At 40.7% G+C, this 18,362-nt stretch carries 15 protein-coding genes and 1 pseudogene; all 16 read left to right on the top strand.

Features of this window, described 5'->3' with window-relative positions:
* The first annotated feature begins 4 nt into the window (after positions 1-4).
* The 16 genes and pseudogenes from K4Z77_RS02890 to K4Z77_RS02820 all read left to right on the top strand — a co-directional run bounded on the left by K4Z77_RS02890 (position 5) and on the right by K4Z77_RS02820 (position 18,354).
* Positions 5-148, top strand: coding sequence for a hypothetical protein (locus K4Z77_RS02890; RefSeq protein WP_224218379.1), 144 nt, complete (start codon positions 5-7; stop codon positions 146-148).
* A gap of 159 nt (positions 149-307) precedes the next feature.
* Complete coding sequence (locus K4Z77_RS02885; protein WP_000164725.1) at positions 308-517, top strand: helix-turn-helix transcriptional regulator; 210 nt, start codon at positions 308-310, stop codon at positions 515-517.
* Positions 507-980, top strand: a complete 474-nt coding sequence (locus K4Z77_RS02880; protein ID WP_224218378.1) for a DUF6773 family protein — start codon at positions 507-509, stop codon at positions 978-980. Before K4Z77_RS02885 ends, K4Z77_RS02880 begins: the two co-directional genes overlap by 11 nt.
* A complete protein-coding gene (locus tag K4Z77_RS02875; RefSeq protein ID WP_224218377.1) occupies positions 970-1,458 on the top strand; it encodes a DUF6773 family protein in 489 nt (162 codons plus the stop codon). Before K4Z77_RS02880 ends, K4Z77_RS02875 begins: the two co-directional genes overlap by 11 nt.
* A gap of 115 nt (positions 1,459-1,573) precedes the next feature.
* Positions 1,574-3,034, top strand: a complete 1,461-nt coding sequence (locus K4Z77_RS02870) for a nicotinate phosphoribosyltransferase (protein WP_061654019.1) — start codon at positions 1,574-1,576, stop codon at positions 3,032-3,034.
* The gene (nadE, locus tag K4Z77_RS02865; RefSeq protein WP_219966843.1) at positions 3,031-3,855 is read left to right on the top strand and encodes an NAD(+) synthase; all 825 of its coding nucleotides are present in this window, start codon (positions 3,031-3,033) and stop codon (positions 3,853-3,855) included. Before K4Z77_RS02870 ends, nadE begins: the two co-directional genes overlap by 4 nt.
* Positions 3,856-4,101: 246 nt before the next feature.
* Positions 4,102-4,653, top strand: a complete 552-nt coding sequence (locus K4Z77_RS02860; RefSeq protein ID WP_224218376.1) for a GNAT family N-acetyltransferase — start codon at positions 4,102-4,104, stop codon at positions 4,651-4,653.
* A 141-nt stretch (positions 4,654-4,794) separates the two neighbouring features.
* A complete protein-coding gene (locus K4Z77_RS02855; protein WP_224218375.1) occupies positions 4,795-5,712 on the top strand; it encodes an Rpn family recombination-promoting nuclease/putative transposase in 918 nt (305 codons plus the stop codon).
* A pseudogene (locus tag K4Z77_RS09775) lies at positions 5,709-5,837 on the top strand (Rpn family recombination-promoting nuclease/putative transposase); the annotation flags it as partial. The gene K4Z77_RS02855 and the pseudogene K4Z77_RS09775, both read left to right, overlap by 4 nt.
* Before the next feature lie 277 nt (positions 5,838-6,114).
* On the top strand, positions 6,115-6,825 hold the full coding sequence (gene ccdA2 / locus K4Z77_RS02850) for a thiol-disulfide oxidoreductase-associated membrane protein CcdA2 (protein ID WP_224218374.1): 711 nt from the start codon (positions 6,115-6,117) through the stop codon (positions 6,823-6,825).
* Between the two features lie 13 nt (positions 6,826-6,838).
* Positions 6,839-7,402 (top strand): redoxin family protein, encoded by a 564-nt coding sequence (locus K4Z77_RS02845; protein ID WP_224218373.1) that lies wholly within the window; start codon positions 6,839-6,841, stop codon positions 7,400-7,402.
* Positions 7,403-7,411: 9 nt separating this feature from the next.
* Positions 7,412-8,524 (top strand): peptide-methionine (R)-S-oxide reductase MsrB, encoded by a 1,113-nt coding sequence (gene msrB, locus K4Z77_RS02840; RefSeq protein WP_224218372.1) that lies wholly within the window; start codon positions 7,412-7,414, stop codon positions 8,522-8,524.
* Between the two features lie 70 nt (positions 8,525-8,594).
* Complete coding sequence (locus tag K4Z77_RS02835; RefSeq protein ID WP_224218371.1) at positions 8,595-9,329, top strand: response regulator transcription factor; 735 nt, start codon at positions 8,595-8,597, stop codon at positions 9,327-9,329.
* A complete protein-coding gene (locus K4Z77_RS02830; RefSeq protein WP_224218370.1) occupies positions 9,329-11,020 on the top strand; it encodes a cache domain-containing sensor histidine kinase in 1,692 nt (563 codons plus the stop codon). The genes K4Z77_RS02835 and K4Z77_RS02830 overlap by 1 nt, the downstream gene beginning before the upstream one ends.
* Positions 11,021-11,134: 114 nt before the next feature.
* Positions 11,135-11,698 carry a TIGR01440 family protein gene (locus K4Z77_RS02825; protein WP_224218369.1) on the top strand — a complete coding sequence of 188 codons (564 nt, stop codon included), beginning with the start codon at positions 11,135-11,137 and terminating at the stop codon, positions 11,696-11,698.
* Between the two features lie 2 nt (positions 11,699-11,700).
* Positions 11,701-18,354 (top strand): ZmpA/ZmpB/ZmpC family metallo-endopeptidase, encoded by a 6,654-nt coding sequence (locus tag K4Z77_RS02820; RefSeq protein WP_224218368.1) that lies wholly within the window; start codon positions 11,701-11,703, stop codon positions 18,352-18,354.
* Positions 18,355-18,362 lie beyond the last annotated feature (8 nt).

The raw sequence follows: 18,362 nt of genomic DNA, 5'->3' as shown, positions 1-18,362 counted from the left end.
AAGTATGAAGGGGATTCTCGATAAATACCAGTTAAATCCTACAAATTGTGTCTTTCTAGACGATATTGAAGACAATACAATCGCAGTTAAGAAATTGGGAATCAAGTCCTATCAGGTTAAGAAAAGAAGTGATGTCGTCGATATTTGAAATCCTATATTTAAACTTAACACTCTCTATTTTTATGGTAGAGAGTTTTTTGTTAATAAAATTTTACAAAATGACATTTATATATTGCATTGAGTTAGATATATGGTATAATTTTTTTAAAAGAAGCGCAACTTTTTAAAATGTTGAAGGAGGACGCTAGTGACTAAAAATTTAAAATTAAAATTAGCTCGGGTGGAGCGTGATTTAACACAAGGGGATTTGGCAGAAGCTGTAGGTGTTACTAGGCAGACTATAGGTCTGATTGAAGCTGGGAAATACAATCCTAGTCTCTCCCTCTGCCAGTCCATTTGCAGATGCTTAGGCAAAACTTTAGATCAATTATTTTGGGAGGAAGAAGATGAAAAATAGAAAGAAACTTGTGATTAAAGATGAACGTACGGAAAAATTGGACGGAAACATTTCAGGAGAAATTCTCTTGGGAATTTGCCTATTTTTGGCACTGGAAATTTTTGCCAAAGTTTATATTTTCAATTTAACACTTTTGTCCTATTTACCAGAATTACTTTTATTGATTGGAGTCGGTTTGTATGCCATTATTCGCCGCATGTATGTTGGAATTGACATTCGAGATATTGTTGAGAATACTGGAAAAGAAAGAATTTTATCTGCTTTGGGATTCTCTATAGTGATTTTATTGATTGATATCGTTGGCAATCGCGAGGAACTGGTCAATCTATTGACTTGGAAGTACTCCCTAAAAGTGGTTCTAGCAGTTATCATCTATCTCGTTGGGAGTTTTTCTATGGATAGAGTTATCCTTTACTTGAATCGCAGAAATCAGCAAGTTTGGGAGGAAGAAGATGATAACTAAATTCATTCATTATCAATTACTTGACGAAAGAGAAGAACAACTAATCAATAAAGCTGGGGCAGAGTCTTTTTCACTCTTTATTGGGCTTGTGCTTCTAAGCTATTTGGTGGCTGTATTAGCTCCATCTCTTTTTAATCCGAATTTTCTAGTCTATACTCTGATAGTAGGAATTTTCTTCTTTTTCAATCGTGCTCGTTATCTGGGAGTAACCTACTATAGTCGTTTTCATTTTACGATTTTGGGTTGTTTTTTCTTAACCTTGGCTATTACGGCTCTTTTGATGTTACAGAATTATCAATTCAACATAGAAATTTATCAGCACAATCCTTTGAACGTTAAATACCTATCTGCTTGGGCAATTACTTATGTCATTTACCTTCCCTGGGTCTTTATTGGCAATCTTGGTCTGAAGAGCTATGGTGAATGGGCTCAGAAAAAGTTTGAACAAGATATGGATGAACTGGAGAGTGGAGAATAGCTTGTTACTCTTTTCTCAATCCAGCTAAAATGTGATATAATAGTACTAATTTATTGGAATACATGAAAGTTTTTGAAAGTTTTCATGGGTTTCTAGCTAAGGAAGTAGGAAAAGTATGTATCCAGATGATAGTTTGACATTGCACACGGACTTGTACCAGATCAACATGATGCAGGTTTACTTTGACCAAGGAATTCACAATAAAAAGGCGGTCTTTGAGGTGTATTTCCGCCAACAGCCTTTTAAGAACGGCTATGCAGTTTTTGCAGGTTTGGAAAGAATTGTGAGTTATCTTGAAGACCTGCGTTTTTCAGATAGTGATATTGCCTATTTGGAGTCGCTAGGCTATCATGGGGCATTCTTGGACTATCTCCGCAATTTCAAGTTGGAGTTGACCGTTCGTTCTGCCCAAGAAGGGGATTTGGTTTTTGCTAATGAACCGATTGTGCAGGTGGAAGGCCCTCTAGCTCAATGTCAGTTGGTCGAAACGGCCCTTTTGAACATCGTCAACTACCAGACCTTGGTGGCGACTAAGGCAGCTCGTATTCGTTCGGTTATCGAAGATGAACCCTTGATGGAGTTTGGGACACGTCGGGCTCAAGAGATGGATGCGGCTATCTGGGGAACACGCGCAGCGGTGATTGGTGGCGCCAATGGAACCAGCAATGTGCGTGCTGGTAAACTCTTTGACATTCCTGTCTTGGGGACCCATGCCCACGCCTTGGTACAGGTTTATGGCAATGACTATGAGGCTTTCAAGGCTTACGCTGCGACCCACAAAAACTGTGTCTTTCTTGTAGATACCTATGACACCCTTCGCATCGGAGTTCCAGCTGCCATTCAGGTGGCGCGTGAGCTGGGTGACCAGATTAACTTTATGGGTGTGCGGATTGACTCTGGGGATATTGCTTACATTTCCAAGAAAGTCCGTCAGCAACTGGACGAGGCTGGATTTACAGAGGCTAAGATTTATGCTTCAAATGATTTGGACGAAAATACCATCCTCAACCTCAAGATGCAAAAGGCCAAGATTGATGTCTGGGGCGTGGGTACCAAGCTGATTACAGCTTATGACCAGCCAGCTCTTGGGGCAGTTTACAAGATTGTTGCAATCGAAGATGAAAATGGCCAGATGCGCAATACGATTAAGCTGTCAAATAATGCTGAAAAAGTGTCTACGCCAGGTAAGAAGCAGGTGTGGCGTATTACCAGTCGTGAAAAAGGCAAGTCAGAAGGCGATTATATCACTTATGATGGCGTAGATGTAAGCGACATGACAGAAATCAAGATGTTCCATCCGACTTATACCTACATCAAGAAGACCGTTCGTAATTTTGATGCCGTGCCTCTCTTGGTGGATATCTTCAAAGACGGAAAATTGATTTACAACCTGCCTAGCTTAACTGAGATTCAGGCTTATGCCCGTAAGGAATTTGACAAGCTTTGGGATGAGTACAAGCGCGTGCTCAATCCGCAGCACTATCCAGTCGATTTGGCGCGTGATGTATGGCAAGACAAGATGGATTTGATTGACAAAATGCGTAAGGAAGCCCTCGGTGAAGGAGAAGAAGAATGAGTTTGCAAGAAACGATTATCCAAGAGCTAGGTGTCAAACCGGTGATTGATGCCCAGGAAGAAATCCGTCGTTCCATTGATTTTTTAAAAAGATATCTGAGAAAGCATCCCTTCCTAAAAACTTTTGTACTAGGAATTTCTGGAGGACAAGACTCAACCTTAGCAGGACGATTGGCTCAACTGGCCATGGAAGAACTGCGAGCAGAGACAGGGGATGATAGCTACAAATTTATCGCTGTCCGCCTGCCTTATGGAGTGCAAGCTGATGAAGCAGATGCTCAAAAAGCCCTAGCCTTCATCCAGCCTGATGTCAGTTTAGTCGTCAATATCAAGGAATCAGCTGATACCATGACAGCTGCAGTAGAAGCGACAGGTAGCTCTGTTTCAGACTTTAACAAGGGCAATATCAAGGCTCGTTGCCGTATGATTGCTCAGTATGCCCTTGCTGGTTCCCATAGCGGAGCGGTCATTGGGACAGACCATGCTGCGGAAAATATCACAGGCTTTTTTACCAAGTTTGGTGACGGTGGTGCGGATATTCTCCCTCTTTACCGCCTCAATAAACGCCAAGGAAAACAACTATTGAAGGAACTTGGTGCAGACCCAGCACTTTATGAAAAAATCCCAACAGCAGACCTAGAAGAAGATAAACCAGGTCTAGCTGATGAAGTAGCCCTCGGAGTCACCTATGAAGAGATTGACGACTACCTAGAAGGCAAAACAATCAGCCCAGAAGCCCAAGCAAGAATCGAAAACTGGTGGCACAAAGGCCAACACAAACGCCACCTACCCATCACTGTATTCGATAACTTTTGGGAGTAAAAAGGTCCGGGGGACCTTTTTAGCTTCTTGCCTAGAAACTGGGAAGCAAGAATAACCTTCAGTGGAGGTTTTCAGCCTCTCACCTTGAAATAAGAAAGTGAGAGAACTTTTTACCCCGAGTTTAGAAATAAGAAAGCGAGGAAGGTCCGGTGGACCTTTTTAGCTTATTACATTGAAATTCAAAAGCAAAGTAAATTTAAATTGAGGTTGGGCAGAGAATCATCTATCAGAAAGCGAGGTAGCGTCATGAAAGCAATCGGTACGCAAATATTACAGACAGATCGTTTAATCTTGCGAAGATTTGTGGAAAGTGATGCAGAAGCCATGTTTCAGAATTGGGCTTCATCCGCTGAGAATCTGACCTATGTTACCTGGGATCCCCATTCTAATGTCGAAATCACTCGAAACTCGATTCGAAATTGGGTTGCCTCCTATACCAATCCCAACTATTACAAATGGGCCATTTGTCTCAAAGAAAAGTCAGAGCAGGTGATAGGAGATATCAGTATCGTTGCAATAGATGAGAACGATTCTTCTTGTGAAATTGGCTATGTGCTAGGCAAGGCTTACTGGGGACATGGGATTATGACAGAGGCCTTGAAAGCTGTTTTGGACTTTTGTTTTACTCAAGCAGGTTTTCAAGAAGTCAAGGCACGTTATGTCAGTCTCAATCCAGCTTCAGGTCGTGTCATGGAGAAGGCTGGAATGTCCTATCTAAAGACTATTACCAATGGTGTAGATAGAAAAGGCTATCTTGCGGACCTTATTTATTATCAGATAAGTAAGAAGGATAGATAAGCTTAACATTTATTGTTTATCCGCTGTTCTTATTTTTTATTTACTATTTCATTTATCCTTTCTTTTCCGAATAAATAGATAGAGCCAGAGAATCTAGCGAAATTAGATTTAAAAATATGGTATAATAGAAGGAGGAAATGGATGATTCTCAGACATCCGGGCATCAGCCCGACCAACGATTTGGTTGCTAAGAAAATCTTTAGCAATCCAGAAATCACTTGCCAATTTATTCGCGATATGTTGGATTTACCTGCAAAAAATGTAACGATTTTGGAGGGAAGCAATATTCATGTCTTGCCTACCCTGTCGTACTCGGCGCAGGATTTCTATACCAGTATAGACGTCTTAGCGGAGTTGGACAATGGGACACAAGTAATTATTGAGATTCAGGTGCATCATCAGAATTTTTTCATCAATCGCCTGTGGGCTTATTTGTGCAGCCAGGTCAATCAAAATCTTGAAAAAGTTCGTCAACAAGAAGGCAATACTCATCAAAGTTACAAACACATCGCACCTGTTTACGCTATCGCAATTGTAGATAGTAACTACTTCCATGATGATCAAGCTTTTCATAGCTTTAGCATGCGCGAGGACACGACAGGTGAGGTCTTAACCATCACAAATAACGGTCAAGAAAACCATCTAGTCAAGATGGCGTTCTTGGAATTAAAAAAATACAGAGAAACCAGCAAAGACGAGGTTCGCAAGCCGTGGTTAGAGTTTTTCGGGAATAAACCCTTTACTCAGCAACCCGAGCGAGCCATCAGCCAAGCAGATCAACTGCTAGACTATAAGAGCTGGTCCGAGGAGGACAGGAAAATGTTTAGTCAACTACGTATGCGTGAAGAACAAGCCTTGTTAGCACAGGACTATGCCTTGGAACAAGCTGAGGAAAAGGGCTTAGAACGTGGTCTTGAACAGGGACTGGAGCGTGGGAAAATCTTTACCTTTCTAAACTTAGTCCACCAACATGTTTTAACTTCCGAATTTGCGAGTGAACAATTGGGAATGACCGTCGCTGAATTTGAGGTGCTGTTGCAAGACCATAACCAATCCTAGTCAAGATGGCGTTCTTGGAACTAAAAAAATACAGAGAAACCAGCAAAGACGAGGTTCGCAAGCCGTGGTTGGAGTTTTTCGGAAACAAGTCCTTTACCCAGCGACTCGAGCGATTAGTAAAGCAGATTAACTGCTGGAATAAAGGGATACTCTGAGGGGTAGTTTTTGTAAATCAATAAGTCAATGACAGATTTTTTCGTGATAGATGGAAGAATCTGTTTTTAGTTATGCTAGATGTGAACTCTGAAATAGTAAGATAGCTTACCTTTTGTATTTATGCTTCTTTTGATTTTTTTGAAGTATAACCTGATTAAATTCCTATTTTTCCCTATCATTGTCCCTGTTTTTTCTGGAATTTTGGGGCTATAATAGATCTATCAAATCAAAGAATGGAGGAAGGCAATGGATAATATAATCTTTTTTATCAGTGTTTTTCTTGCTGGAATTCTTTCCTTCTTTTCTCCTTGTATTTTACCCTTGTTACCGGTTTATGCAGGGGTCTTGTTGGATGACAAAGATGGTGCTCAGGCTTCTAGTGGCAAATTTTCAATCTCACTTGTTAGTCTATTGCGAACTTTGGCCTTTATAGTGGGGATTTCCTTTGTTTTTATCTTGCTGGGTTATGGAGTTGGTTTTTTAGGCAATTTGCTTTATGCTTCTTGGTTTCAGTATGTGACGGGGGCGGTTATCATTATTTTAGGTTTGCACCAGATGGAAGTCTTACATTTGAAGGGACTCTACAAGGAAAGAAGGCTACAATTAAAGAGACAGGGGCAAAAGGGTAAGGGCTATAGTCAGGCATTTTTACTGGGGTTGACCTTTAGTTTTGCTTGGACGCCTTGTGTGGGGCCGGTTCTTGGCTCTGTTTTGGCCTTGGCGGCTTCAGGTGGATCAGGTACTTGGCAGGGAGCTGGTCTCATGTTGATTTACACGCTGGGTTTGGCGCTACCATTTTTGGCTCTAGCTCTAGCCTCCAGCTATGTTTTGAAACATTTTCGAAAACTCCATCCTTACCTCGGAACCCTCAAAAAAGTGGGTGGTTTCCTCATTATTGTGATGGGAACTTTAGTGCTTTTGGGAAATGCTTCCATTTTGACTACATTATTTGAATAGAAAGGAATAAGAAATGAAAAAATGGCAAACATGCCTCCTTGGAGTAGGCTCAATCTGTTGTTTGGCAGCCTGTTCGGCTAAAAACATGTCAGACCAATCTACTATGAAGGAGCAAACAAAAACAGAACAAGTCAGTGCGCAAACTGCGACTAAAGGTCAGGCAGTCGCTGATTTTGAATTGATGGGTGTAGATGGTAAGACCTACCGCTTGTCTGATTACAAGGGCAAGAAAGTCTATCTCAAATTCTGGGCGTCTTGGTGTTCTATCTGTCTGGCTAGTCTTCCGAATACGGATGAAATTGCTAAGGATGCTGGAGACGACTATGTAGTTTTGACAGTGGTCTCTCCTGGACACAAGGGGGAACAAGCAGAAGCTGATTTTAAAAACTGGTACAAGGGCTTGGATTATAAAAATTTCCCAGTTCTAATTGATCCATCAGGCAAACTTTTGGAAAGTTATGGTGTCCGTTCTTACCCAACTCAAGCCTTTATAGACAAGGAAGGCAAGCTGGTCAAAACGCAACCAGGTTTTATGGATAAGGATATGATTTTAAAAGAATTGAAAGAAATGGGGTAGAGAAAGGTCATGAATGATAAAGTAAAATTGTTTGTCTTGGCAGGGATCTTTTTCCTAGCCATAACCGGTTTCTATTTTCTATTGATGCGAAATGCAGGGCAGACAGATAGCTCTCAAATTGAGAAAGCCGCAGTTAGCCAAGGAGGAAAAACAGTGAAAAAAACAGAAATTAGTAAAGATGCAGACTTGCACGAAATTTATCTAGCTGGGGGATGTTTCTGGGGAGTGGAGGAATACTTCTCACGCGTACCTGGAGTGACAGATGCCGTTTCAGGCTATGCAAATGGTAGAGGGGAAACAACCAAGTACGAATTGATCAATCAAACAGGGCATGCGGAGACTGTACATGTCACCTATGATGCCAAGCAAATTTCCCTCAAGGAAATCCTGCTTCATTATTTCCGCATTATCAATCCAACTAGCAAAAATAAACAAGGAAATGATGTGGGGACCCAGTACCGTACCGGTGTTTATTACACAGATGACAAGGATTTGGAAGTGATCAATCAAGTCTTTGATGAGGTGGCTAAGAAATATGACCAACCTCTGGCAGTTGAAAAGGAGCCCTTGAAGAATTTTGTGGTGGCTGAGGATTACCACCAAGACTACCTCAAGAAAAATCCAAATGGCTACTGCCATATCAATGTCAATCAGGCGGCCTACCCCGTCATCGATGCCAGCAAATATCCCAAACCAAGTGATGAAGAATTGAAAAAGACCCTGTCACCTGAGGAGTATGCAGTTACCCAGAAAAATAAAACAGAACGAGCTTTTTCAAATCGCTACTGGGATAAATTTGAATCTGGTATCTATGTGGATGTAGCAACTGGCGAACCCCTCTTTTCATCAAAGGATAAGTTTGAGTCTGGTTGTGGCTGGCCTAGTTTCACCCAACCAATCAGTCCAGATGTTGTCACCTACAAAGAAGATAAGTCCTACAATATGACGCGCATGGAAGTAAGAAGTCGAGTGGGAGATTCTCACCTTGGCCATGTCTTTACGGACGGTCCACAGGACAAGGGTGGCTTACGCTACTGTATCAATAGTCTCTCTATCCGCTTTATTCCTAAAGACCAAATGGAAGAAAAAGGCTACGCTTATTTACTAGATTATGTAGATTAAGAGGGCTTTCCTAAGCAGTTAGAGGAGAATTTTGCTATACTGATACTAGTAAGTGACAAAGGAGAGAAGCATGACCTATACAATCTTAATTGTAGAAGATGAATATCTGGTAAGACAAGGCTTGACCAAGCTGGTCAATGTAGCAGCCTATGATATGGAAATCATCGGTCAGGCTGAAAATGGAAGGCAGGCTTGGAACTTGATTCAAAAGCAGGTGCCGGATATCATTTTAACCGATATCAACATGCCCCAGCTAAATGGTATCCAGTTAGCCAGTCTGGTCCGAGAAACCTATCCTCAGGTTCATCTAGTTTTTTTGACAGGCTACGATGATTTTGATTATGCCTTGTCTGCTGTCAAACTCGGTGTGGATGACTACCTGCTCAAGCCCTTTTCTCGTCAGGATATTGAGGAAATGTTGGGGAAAATAAAGCAAAAACTAGACAAGGAAGAGAAAGAAGAGCAGTTACAAGATTTACTGACCGATAAGTTTGAAGGAAACATGGCCCAGAAAATCCAGTCTCATCTGGCTGATAGCCAGTTTAGTTTAAAGTCTTTAGCCAGTGACTTGGGCTTTAGTCCGACCTATCTGAGTTCCTTGATTAAGAAAGAGCTGGGGTTGCCTTTTCAGGATTATTTGGTGCGAGAACGTGTCAAACAAGCCAAGCTCTTGCTTTTGACTACAGATCTGAAGATTTACGAGATAGCTGAAAAGGTTGGTTTTGAAGATATGAACTACTTTACCCAACGTTTTAAACAGATTGCAGGTGTGACCCCTCGTCAGTTTAAGAAGGGGGAAGGTTGATGAAGCGTTCTTCTCTCCTAGTCAGAATGGTTATTTCCATCTTTCTGGTCTTTCTCATTCTCCTAGCTCTGGTTGGAACTTTCTACTATCAATCTAGTTCATCAGCTATTGAGGCTACCATTGAAGGTAATAACCAAACGACTATCAGTCAGACTAGCCACTTTATCCAGTCCTATATCAAAAAATTAGAAACCACCTCGACTAGTTTGACTCAGCAGGCAGATGTCCTAACCTATACTGAGAATCCCAGTCAAGACAGAGTAAAGGGAATTCGAGATCTATTTTTGACCATTTTGAAGGCAGACCAGGACTTGAAAACTGTGGTTTTGGTAACCAAATCAGGTCAGGTCATTTCTACAGATGATAGTGTGCAGATGAAAACTTCCTCTGATATGATGGCTGAGGACTGGTATCAGAAGGCCATTCATCAGGGAGCCATGCCTGTTTTGACTCCAGCTCGTAAATCAGACAGTCAGTGGGTCATTTCTGTAACTCAGGAACTTGTTGATGCCAAGGGAGCCAATCTTGGCGTGCTTCGTTTGGATATTTCCTACGAAACTCTGGAAGCCTATCTTAACCAACTTCAGTTGGGGCAGCAGGGCTTTGCTTTTATCATCAATGAAAACCATGAATTTGTTTATCATCCTCAACACACAGTTTATAGCTCAGCTAGCGAAATGGAGGCCATGAAACCCTATATTGAGACAGGGCAGGGTTATACTCCAGATTACAAATCCTACGTCAGTCAGGAAAAGATAGCAGGAACTGATTGGACGGTGCTTGGCGTGTCTTCGCTGGAGAAGTTAGATCGGGTTAGGAGTCAACTCATGTGGACCTTGCTTGGGGCTAGTGTCACCTCTCTTCTTGCCTGTCTCTGCTTGGTGTGGTTCAGTCTCAAGCGTTGGATTGCCCCTTTGAAGGATTTGAGAGAAACCATGCTGGAGATTGCTTCTGGTAATCAGAATCTTCGTGCGAAGGAAACTGGTGCCCATGAACTGAGAGAAGTGACTCGTCAGTTCAATGCCATGTTGGATCAGATTGATCAGCTGATGACGGATATTCGCAGGCAGGAAGAGACGACCCGTCAGTACCAACTTCAAGCCCTATCGAGCCAGATTAATCCGCATTTCCTCTATAACACCTTGGACACCATCATATGGATGGCTGAATTTCAGGATAGTCAGAGAGTGGTTCAGGTGACCAAGTCCTTGGCGACCTACTTCCGCTTAGCGCTCAATCAAGGCAAGGACTTGATTTGCCTGTCTGACGAAATCAATCATGTCCGCCAGTATCTCTTTATCCAGAAACAGCGTTATGGAGATAAGCTGGAATATGAGATTGCTGAAAATCCTGCCTTTGATCATCTAGTCTTGCCCAAGTTGGTGTTACAACCCTTGGTAGAAAATGCTCTTTACCATGGCATTAAGGAAAAGGAAGGTCAGGGACATATTAGAGTTTCTGTTCAGAAACAGGATTCAGGATTGGTCATCCGTATTGAGGATGATGGCGTTGGTTTCCAAGATGCTAGCGATAGTAGTCAAAGTCAACTCAAACGTGGGGGAGTTGGTCTTCAAAATGTTGATCAACGACTCAAACTTCATTTTGGAGAAGATTACCAAATGAAGATCGATTCTATTCCCTCAAAAGGGACGACAGTTGAAATATACATAAATAGAATAGAAACTAGCTAACTCCCAGTCAATTCTGGGAGTTTTATGCAGGTTGGAGTAAGATTTTCAGGTTGTCTATCTTGCTAAAACGTAGAAAAAACGATATGATAGATAGTGACAAAAGAGGTATCAAGTATGAAGGAAAAAGACATTCAAAGAGAAACAAGCCAGATTGTAGAAGATGTATTGGAAAAGGCCAATTTGAAGCAAGGATCTATCTTTGTTTTGGGCCTTTCTTCTAGTGAAGTGATAGGTGGTCAGATTGGCAAGGAATCCAGCCAAGAAATTGGCGAAATCATTGTGAAGACCATCCTAGATATCTTAGAGGAAAAAGGAATTCATCTAGCTGTTCAAGGTTGTGAACATGTCAATCGGGCCCTCGTTGTTGAACGTCAGGTTGCAGAGCAGTTTGGTCTGGAAATGGTCAGTGTCCTTCCTACCCTTCATGCAGGAGGTTCAGGTCAGTTGGCAGCCTTCAAGTTTATGAAGGATCCAGTTGAGATTGAATTTATCAAGGCTCATGCTGGATTGGATATCGGAGACACTGCAATTGGCATGCATGTCAAGCATGTTCAGGTTCCGATTCGCCCTCTTTTGAGAGAGATTGGTCATGCCCACGTAACGGCGTTGGCTAGTCGTCCAAAATTAATTGGAGGTGCGCGTGCGCATTATCCACAAGATTCTATTAGAAAGTCGTGAAAATGAGAAAAACAAAACAGCAACTAGAAAAAATCACAAAATATTCGATTCGTAAGCTAACTGTTGGGGTAGGTCCTGTAGCCATCGGGGCCTTCCTTTTTGGTGCTAGTCCCCTTTCAGTAGATAAGGTTCAGGCCAATGAAGTTGGTGGTGCTCATAGCGTTCATTACCGTTATTTGGCAGAGCAGGAATTGACTGAGTCTGAAAAAGCCCTGATTCACCATGAAGTTCCTACAGAATTTCAAGATGATGATATTCTATATGTAGTTTATCGCAAGAAGGCAACTAATAGTCAACAACTTCCATACACAGGAAGTAAGGAACTTGCTTTAGCAGGTCTTGGCTTGGCGACGGCTTCTCTAGCAGTCTTTTTGGTGTCCAAAAAAGGTCGCAAAGAAGTCCTAGGTGTTCTCTTGATTGGTTCTTTAGGAGCTAGCACCTTTGTACCTTATGGGACATTTGCGTTTGAAAATAAAGAATTGCTTTCTTATAACCAAACTATTTCGGCCTCTACCCATGAAGGTTTGGCTGAAGGGATTATCCACATTGATGGCTATGAATACATTGGATACTTCAAGGAAGCAGAACTCCATCCATCAAAAGCAGTTTCAGCTGAACAGCCTCAGTTGCCAGTAGAGAAGCAAAGTTCAAAAGAAATCGAAAAAAACGAAGACGTTCAAGAAAGACCTGCTGTCATTCCAGAAACTGTCATCGAAAAACCTGTAGTAGAGAATCCAGTTGCTCCTGCAGTTGAAGAAAAACCAGTTTCTGAGAAGCCTCAGTCTAGACAGGAAGAGAGCTTGGTGGAGATTCCTTTTGAAACGATCACAAGCCCAGATGCTAATTTAGCAGAAGGACAGACTCGTATCGTCACAGCTGGAGTCAATGGTCAGCGTCGCCTTGTAACCAAAGTTTCGATGGTCAATGGTCAAGAAGTTAGAGAAGTCATTGAAGACCAAGTAGTCCAAAATCCTGTATCGCAAGTCATTGCAGTCGGAACTAAGAAAGAGGTACAACCTGCCCCAACTCCAGTACCGCAACCTGAACCAAGCCACCAAGTAGCTAAAGGAACTCAAGAGGTAGGTAAGGAAGGTCAATCCTTAACACAACCTGAACTACCAGAGGCTACAGTAGAGTCTAAAGGAACTCAAGAGGTAGGTAAGGAAGGTCAATCCTTAACACAACCTGAACTACCAGAGACTACAGTAGAGTCTAAAGGAACTCAAGAGGTAGGTAAGGAAGGTCAATCCTTAACGCAACCCGAATTGCCAGAGGCTACAGTAGAGTCTAAAGGAACCCAAGAGGTAGGTAAGGAAGGTCAATCCTTAACGCAACCCGAGTTGCCAGAGGCTACAGTAGAGTCTAAGGGAACCCAAGAGGTAGGTAAGGAAGGTCAATCCTTAACGCAACCCGAATTGCCAGAGGCTACAGTAGAGTCTAAAGGAACTCAAGAGGTAGGTAAGGAAGGTCAAGCTTTAGTACAGCCAGAACTTCCAGAGGCTACAGTAGAGTCTAAAGGAACTCAAGAGGCAGGTAAGGAAGGTCAAGCTTTAGTACAGCCAGAACTTCCAGAGGCTACAGTAGAGTCTAAAGGAACTCAAGAGGCAGGTAAGGAAGGCCAATCTTTAACGCAACCTGAACTACCAGAGGCTACAGTAGAGTCTAAAGGAACCCAAGAGGTAGGTAAGGAAGGTCAAGCTTTAGTACAGCCAGAACTTCCAGAGGCTACAATAGAGTCTAAAGGAACTCAAGAGGTAGGTAAGGAAGGTCAAGCTTTAGTACAGCCAGAACTACCAGAGGCTACAGTAGAATCTAAAGGAACCCAAGAGGTAGGTAAGGAAGGTCAAGCTTTAGTACAGCCAGAACTTCCAGAGGCTACAGTAGAGTCTAAAGGAACTCAAGAGGCAGGTAAGGAAGGTCAAGCTTTAGTACAGCCAGAACTTCCAGAGGCTACAGTAGAGTCTAAAGGAACTCAAGAGGCAGGTAAGGAAGGCCAATCTTTAACGCAACCTGAACTACCAGAAGCTCAAGTAGAAGTAAAAGGAACTCAAGAGGAAGGCAAGGAAGGTCAAGCACTTGTTCAAGATCAGTTACCTGAGTATAAGGTGACTGAGGGAACCCTTGTTGAAGAATCAACTACAGAAATTGACTACAAAACTGAAACGACTGAGGATCCAACTAAGTATACAGACGAAGAAACTGTCCTACGAAATGGTGAAAAAGGAAGTCAAGTTACAAAAACAACCTATAAAACGGTAGAAGGTGTCAAAACTGACCAAGTTCTTTCAACCAGTACGGAAGTGACTAAGGAGCCTGTAAATCAACAGGTAAGCCGTGGTACAAAACCAATTGAAGGAACTCTTGTAGAGGAAAGCCTTGAAAAGATTCCATTCAAAGAAAAGATTGAAGAAGATAATCAACTGAAAAAAGGTTTAGAAGTCGTAGCTCAAGAAGGGAAAGAAGGTCAGAAAAAAATCACTAAGACCTTTAATACTATCAAAGGAGTTAAGACTGAGGATGCACCAAAAGTAACGGAAGAAGTAATTGAGGCCCCTCAAGACCGAATTTTGAAACGTGGTACTAAGAGCTTTGAAAAACCAGTATTGACCCTCACTGCAGTTAAACCTAAGGATTTGAAACGTACTTCAGATGTTAAATACAGTCTAGAAAATCCAAGCAAGGCGGCCATTAAATCTATCACCTTAACTTTGAAAAAAGGTGATGAGATTGTGAAAACATTGAATGTTTCACCTGACAACTTAACAGCTAGCCTGACAGATTTGCAATACTACAAAGATTATAAGATTGAAACTAAGATGGTTTATGACCGTGGTGAAGGCGATGAGGAAGTAGTTCTGAATGAAGAACCTCTAAGACTTGACCTCAAAAAAGTTGAAATCAAAAACATTAAAGAAACAAGCTTGATGAGTGTGGACGCTGATGGTAACGAAACAGACACTAGTTTGCTTACAGAAAAACCAGCTGATGTTGCCCCACTTTACCTACGAGTTACAACTCACGACAACAAGGTTACACGACTTGCTGTTGACAAGATTGAAGAAGTAGAAAAAGACGGAAAAACTTTATATAAAGTTACTGCCAAAGCACCAGACTTAGTTCAACGTAATGCAGATAACACACTTAGCGAAGAGTATGTTCATTACTTTGAAAAACAAAAAGCACACGAAGGTGATGTATATTATAGCTTTGACGACCTTGTAAAAGCTATGCAAAAAGACCCGACTGGCACATTTAAGCTTGGTAGCAATATCAATGCTGCTAACGTTAAACCAGCAGGAAAATCTTATGTTACTAATGCTTTTAAAGGAACATTAACAAGCACTGACGGTAATAAATTTACCATTAGTAATATGAACAGACCTTTATTCGGTGATATTGTCGGTGGTACTGTTAAAGATTTACTACTTGAAAATGTAAATATCGACATGTCAGGGACTGATAGGATTGCACCGATAGCAAATGTTATCAAAAATAATGCTACTGTAGAAAACATTAAAGTAACAGGTAACGTTGTTGGTAATAATGATGTATCTGGTGTTATCAATAAAATTGATGGTAGTGGAAAATTAAGTAACGTTGCATTTATCGGTAAAGTACACGCTGCTGGAAATCGAGGTGGTTACTTAACAGGTATCGTCGGTGAAAACTGGAAAGGTATTGTAGAAAAAGCTTATGTTGATGCTGAAATCACAGGTAACAAAGCTAAGGCTGCCGGAATTGTATATTCATCTCAAAACGGTGGTAACAACAATACTTTAGGTAAAGAAGGTACTCTTCGAAACTCTGTAGCAAAAGGCTCTATTGAACTCAAAGAAGCCGTTATGTCTGGTGGACTGTTAGGGACTAACTGGGCACTAGGGGCTATAGAAGACAACATCACTATGATGAAAGTTAAGACTGGTGAAATGGTCTTTGGTCACTCTGATATTGATGCTGATGATTACTTTACATACTCTAGAACGAAGCGCAACTACAGTGTTGAGGGTGTAAGTGAAGGTAAAACAACTTATAAAAATTCTAAAAAAATTCCTAGCATAACTAAAGAAAAAGCTGATGAATTAATTGCTAAAATGGGAATCACTGCTGATAAATTCGAAAGCACACTTCCTATTGAAGACAAACTGAACAATATTGTAAGTAAAGCTGATCAATACAAAAATATTGATGACTATGATGCTTCTCGTGAGCTTGCTTATCGTAATGTTGAAAAACTTCAACCATTCTACAATAAAGAGTGGATTGTTAACCAAGGTAACAAGATTCCAGCAGGTTCTAAATTATTAACTACAGAAGTTTTATCTGTTACTGCAATGAAAGATAACGAATTCGTAACTGAACTTGGTGATGCCAACCGCATTATCGTTCACTACGCTGATAAGACAAAAGAAATCTTTAACATCTCACCTAAAGAATCTCAAGTGAAACAAGTTAAAGAATACAGCATCGCTGAACTTGGAGAAATAGTTTACACTCCTAACATCGTTGATAAAGAGCGTAGCAATTTAATCAGTGCTATCGAAAGTAAATTAAGTCCAGTAGAATTACAATCTGATCCTGTTTATCAACTTTTAGGAAGAACAGGTGGTAACAAAGTAAATGCAATTAAGGATCTTTACTTAGAAGAAAGCTTCAAGTATGTTAAAGATAACCTTAATAAATTCGTTACTAAATTAGTTCAAAATGAAGACCATCAACTAAATACTGATGAAGCTGCTAAACGTGCATTAATTAAGAAAATTGATGACAATAAAGCTGCAGTTCTTCTTGGATTAGCTTACCTAAACCGTTACTACGGAGTTAAATTCGATAACTTTAACATTAAAGAGTTAATGTTATTCAAACCTGATTTCTACGGTAAGAATGTTAGTGTCTTAGACTTCTTGATTAAAGTTGGTTCTAAAGAAAGCAACATTAAAGGTGATAGAACTTTAGAAGCTTATCGCGAAACTATCGGTGGAACTATTGGTATAGGTGAGTTAAACAGTTTCTTAGACTATAACATGCGTCTATTCACAAGTGATACTGACTTAAACGATTGGTTCATAAAAGCAACTAAAGATAATGTATATGTCGTTGAACCAAAAACAACAACTCCTGAATTTGCCGATAAGAAACACAGAGCATACGAAGGATTAAATAATGATGTTCACGGTAAGATGATTCTGCCACTTCTTAACTTAAAAGATGCTCACATGTTCTTAATCTCAACATATAACACTATGGCTTACAGTTCATTTGAGAAATATGGTAAGAACACAGCAGCAGAGCGTGAAGCATTCAAGAAAGAAATCGATAAAGTAGCAAAAGCTCAACAAAATTATCTAGACTTCTGGTCTCGTTTATCATTAGATAAAGTTCGTAACCAACTGCTTAAGAGCAACAATATGGTACCGACACCAGTACTAGATAACCAAAACTATCCAGAAGGTACTGACAAATACGGTCACACTAACAGCGGTAAAGATATTGCTCCAGTTCGCGAACTATACGGTCCAACAGGTCGTTATCACGCAACTGACTGGCGTATGGGAGCAGTAGCTCGTGTTTACGGTAACCCTTATAAAGATGATTCAGTATTCTTCATGGTTACTAGTATGATTAGTGACTTCGGTATCTCTGCATTTACTCATGAAACAACTCACGTAAATGACCGTATGGTTTACTTAGGTGGTTCAAGACACCGTGAAGGAACTGACTTAGAAGCATTCGCACAAGGTATGTTACAATCACCTGCTGAAACAAGTCCAAACGGTGACTTTAAAGCACTTGGATTAAACATGGCGTACGAACGTCCAAACGACGGAAACCAATGGTATAACACTAATCCAAACGATCTTGCATCTCGTGCAGAAATCGATCATTACATGAAAGGTTTCAATGACACATTAATGCTTCTTGACTACCTTGAAGGAGAAGCTGTAATCGATAAACGCAGTAAAGAATTAAATAACGCTTGGTTCAAGAAAGTAGATAAGCAACTTCGTGGAGCTAATACGAAGAACCAATACGACAACGTTAGAGATTTAAATGCAGAAGAAAAAGAATATGATTTAACATCTGTTAACGACTTAGTAGAGAAAAACTTCATGACTAAACACGGTCCTGGTAATGGTCAGTATGATCCAACTGGATTCGGTTCTGCTTATGTAACTGTACCTATTACAGCTGGTATCTATGGTGGTAACACAAGTGAAGGTGCTCCAGGAGCAATGTCATTCAAACATAATACATTCAGAATTTGGGGTTACTATGGATATGAAAAAGGATTCCTAAACTATGCTTCAAATATGTTGAAAGCTGAATCTAAAAAAGCCGGTCACAATACTCTAGGTGATGACTTCATCATCAATAAAATTTCTGATGGTAAGTTCACTTCTCTAGAAGCTTGGAAGAAAGAATACTTCAAAGAAGTTGTAGATAAAGCTAAAGCAGGATTTAACCCTGTTACAATCGACGGTACTACATACAGTAGTTATGACGATTTAAAACAAGCCTTCTCTGCTGCCGTTGATAAAGATAAAGCAACTCTTAAAAATGGATCAGTTAAATTTGACAATACTGTTGCTCTTAAAGAGAAACTATATAAAAAACTTCTTCAACAAACAAATAGCTTTAAAACTTCAATCTTTAAATAATCGAAATC

Origin of the sequence: Streptococcus mitis subsp. hohhotensis (genome assembly GCF_020089495.2) — a bacterium.
In the GTDB taxonomy this organism is placed as follows: domain Bacteria; phylum Bacillota; class Bacilli; order Lactobacillales; family Streptococcaceae; genus Streptococcus; species Streptococcus hohhotensis.
This window is presented reverse-complemented; position numbering and strand designations above follow the sequence as displayed.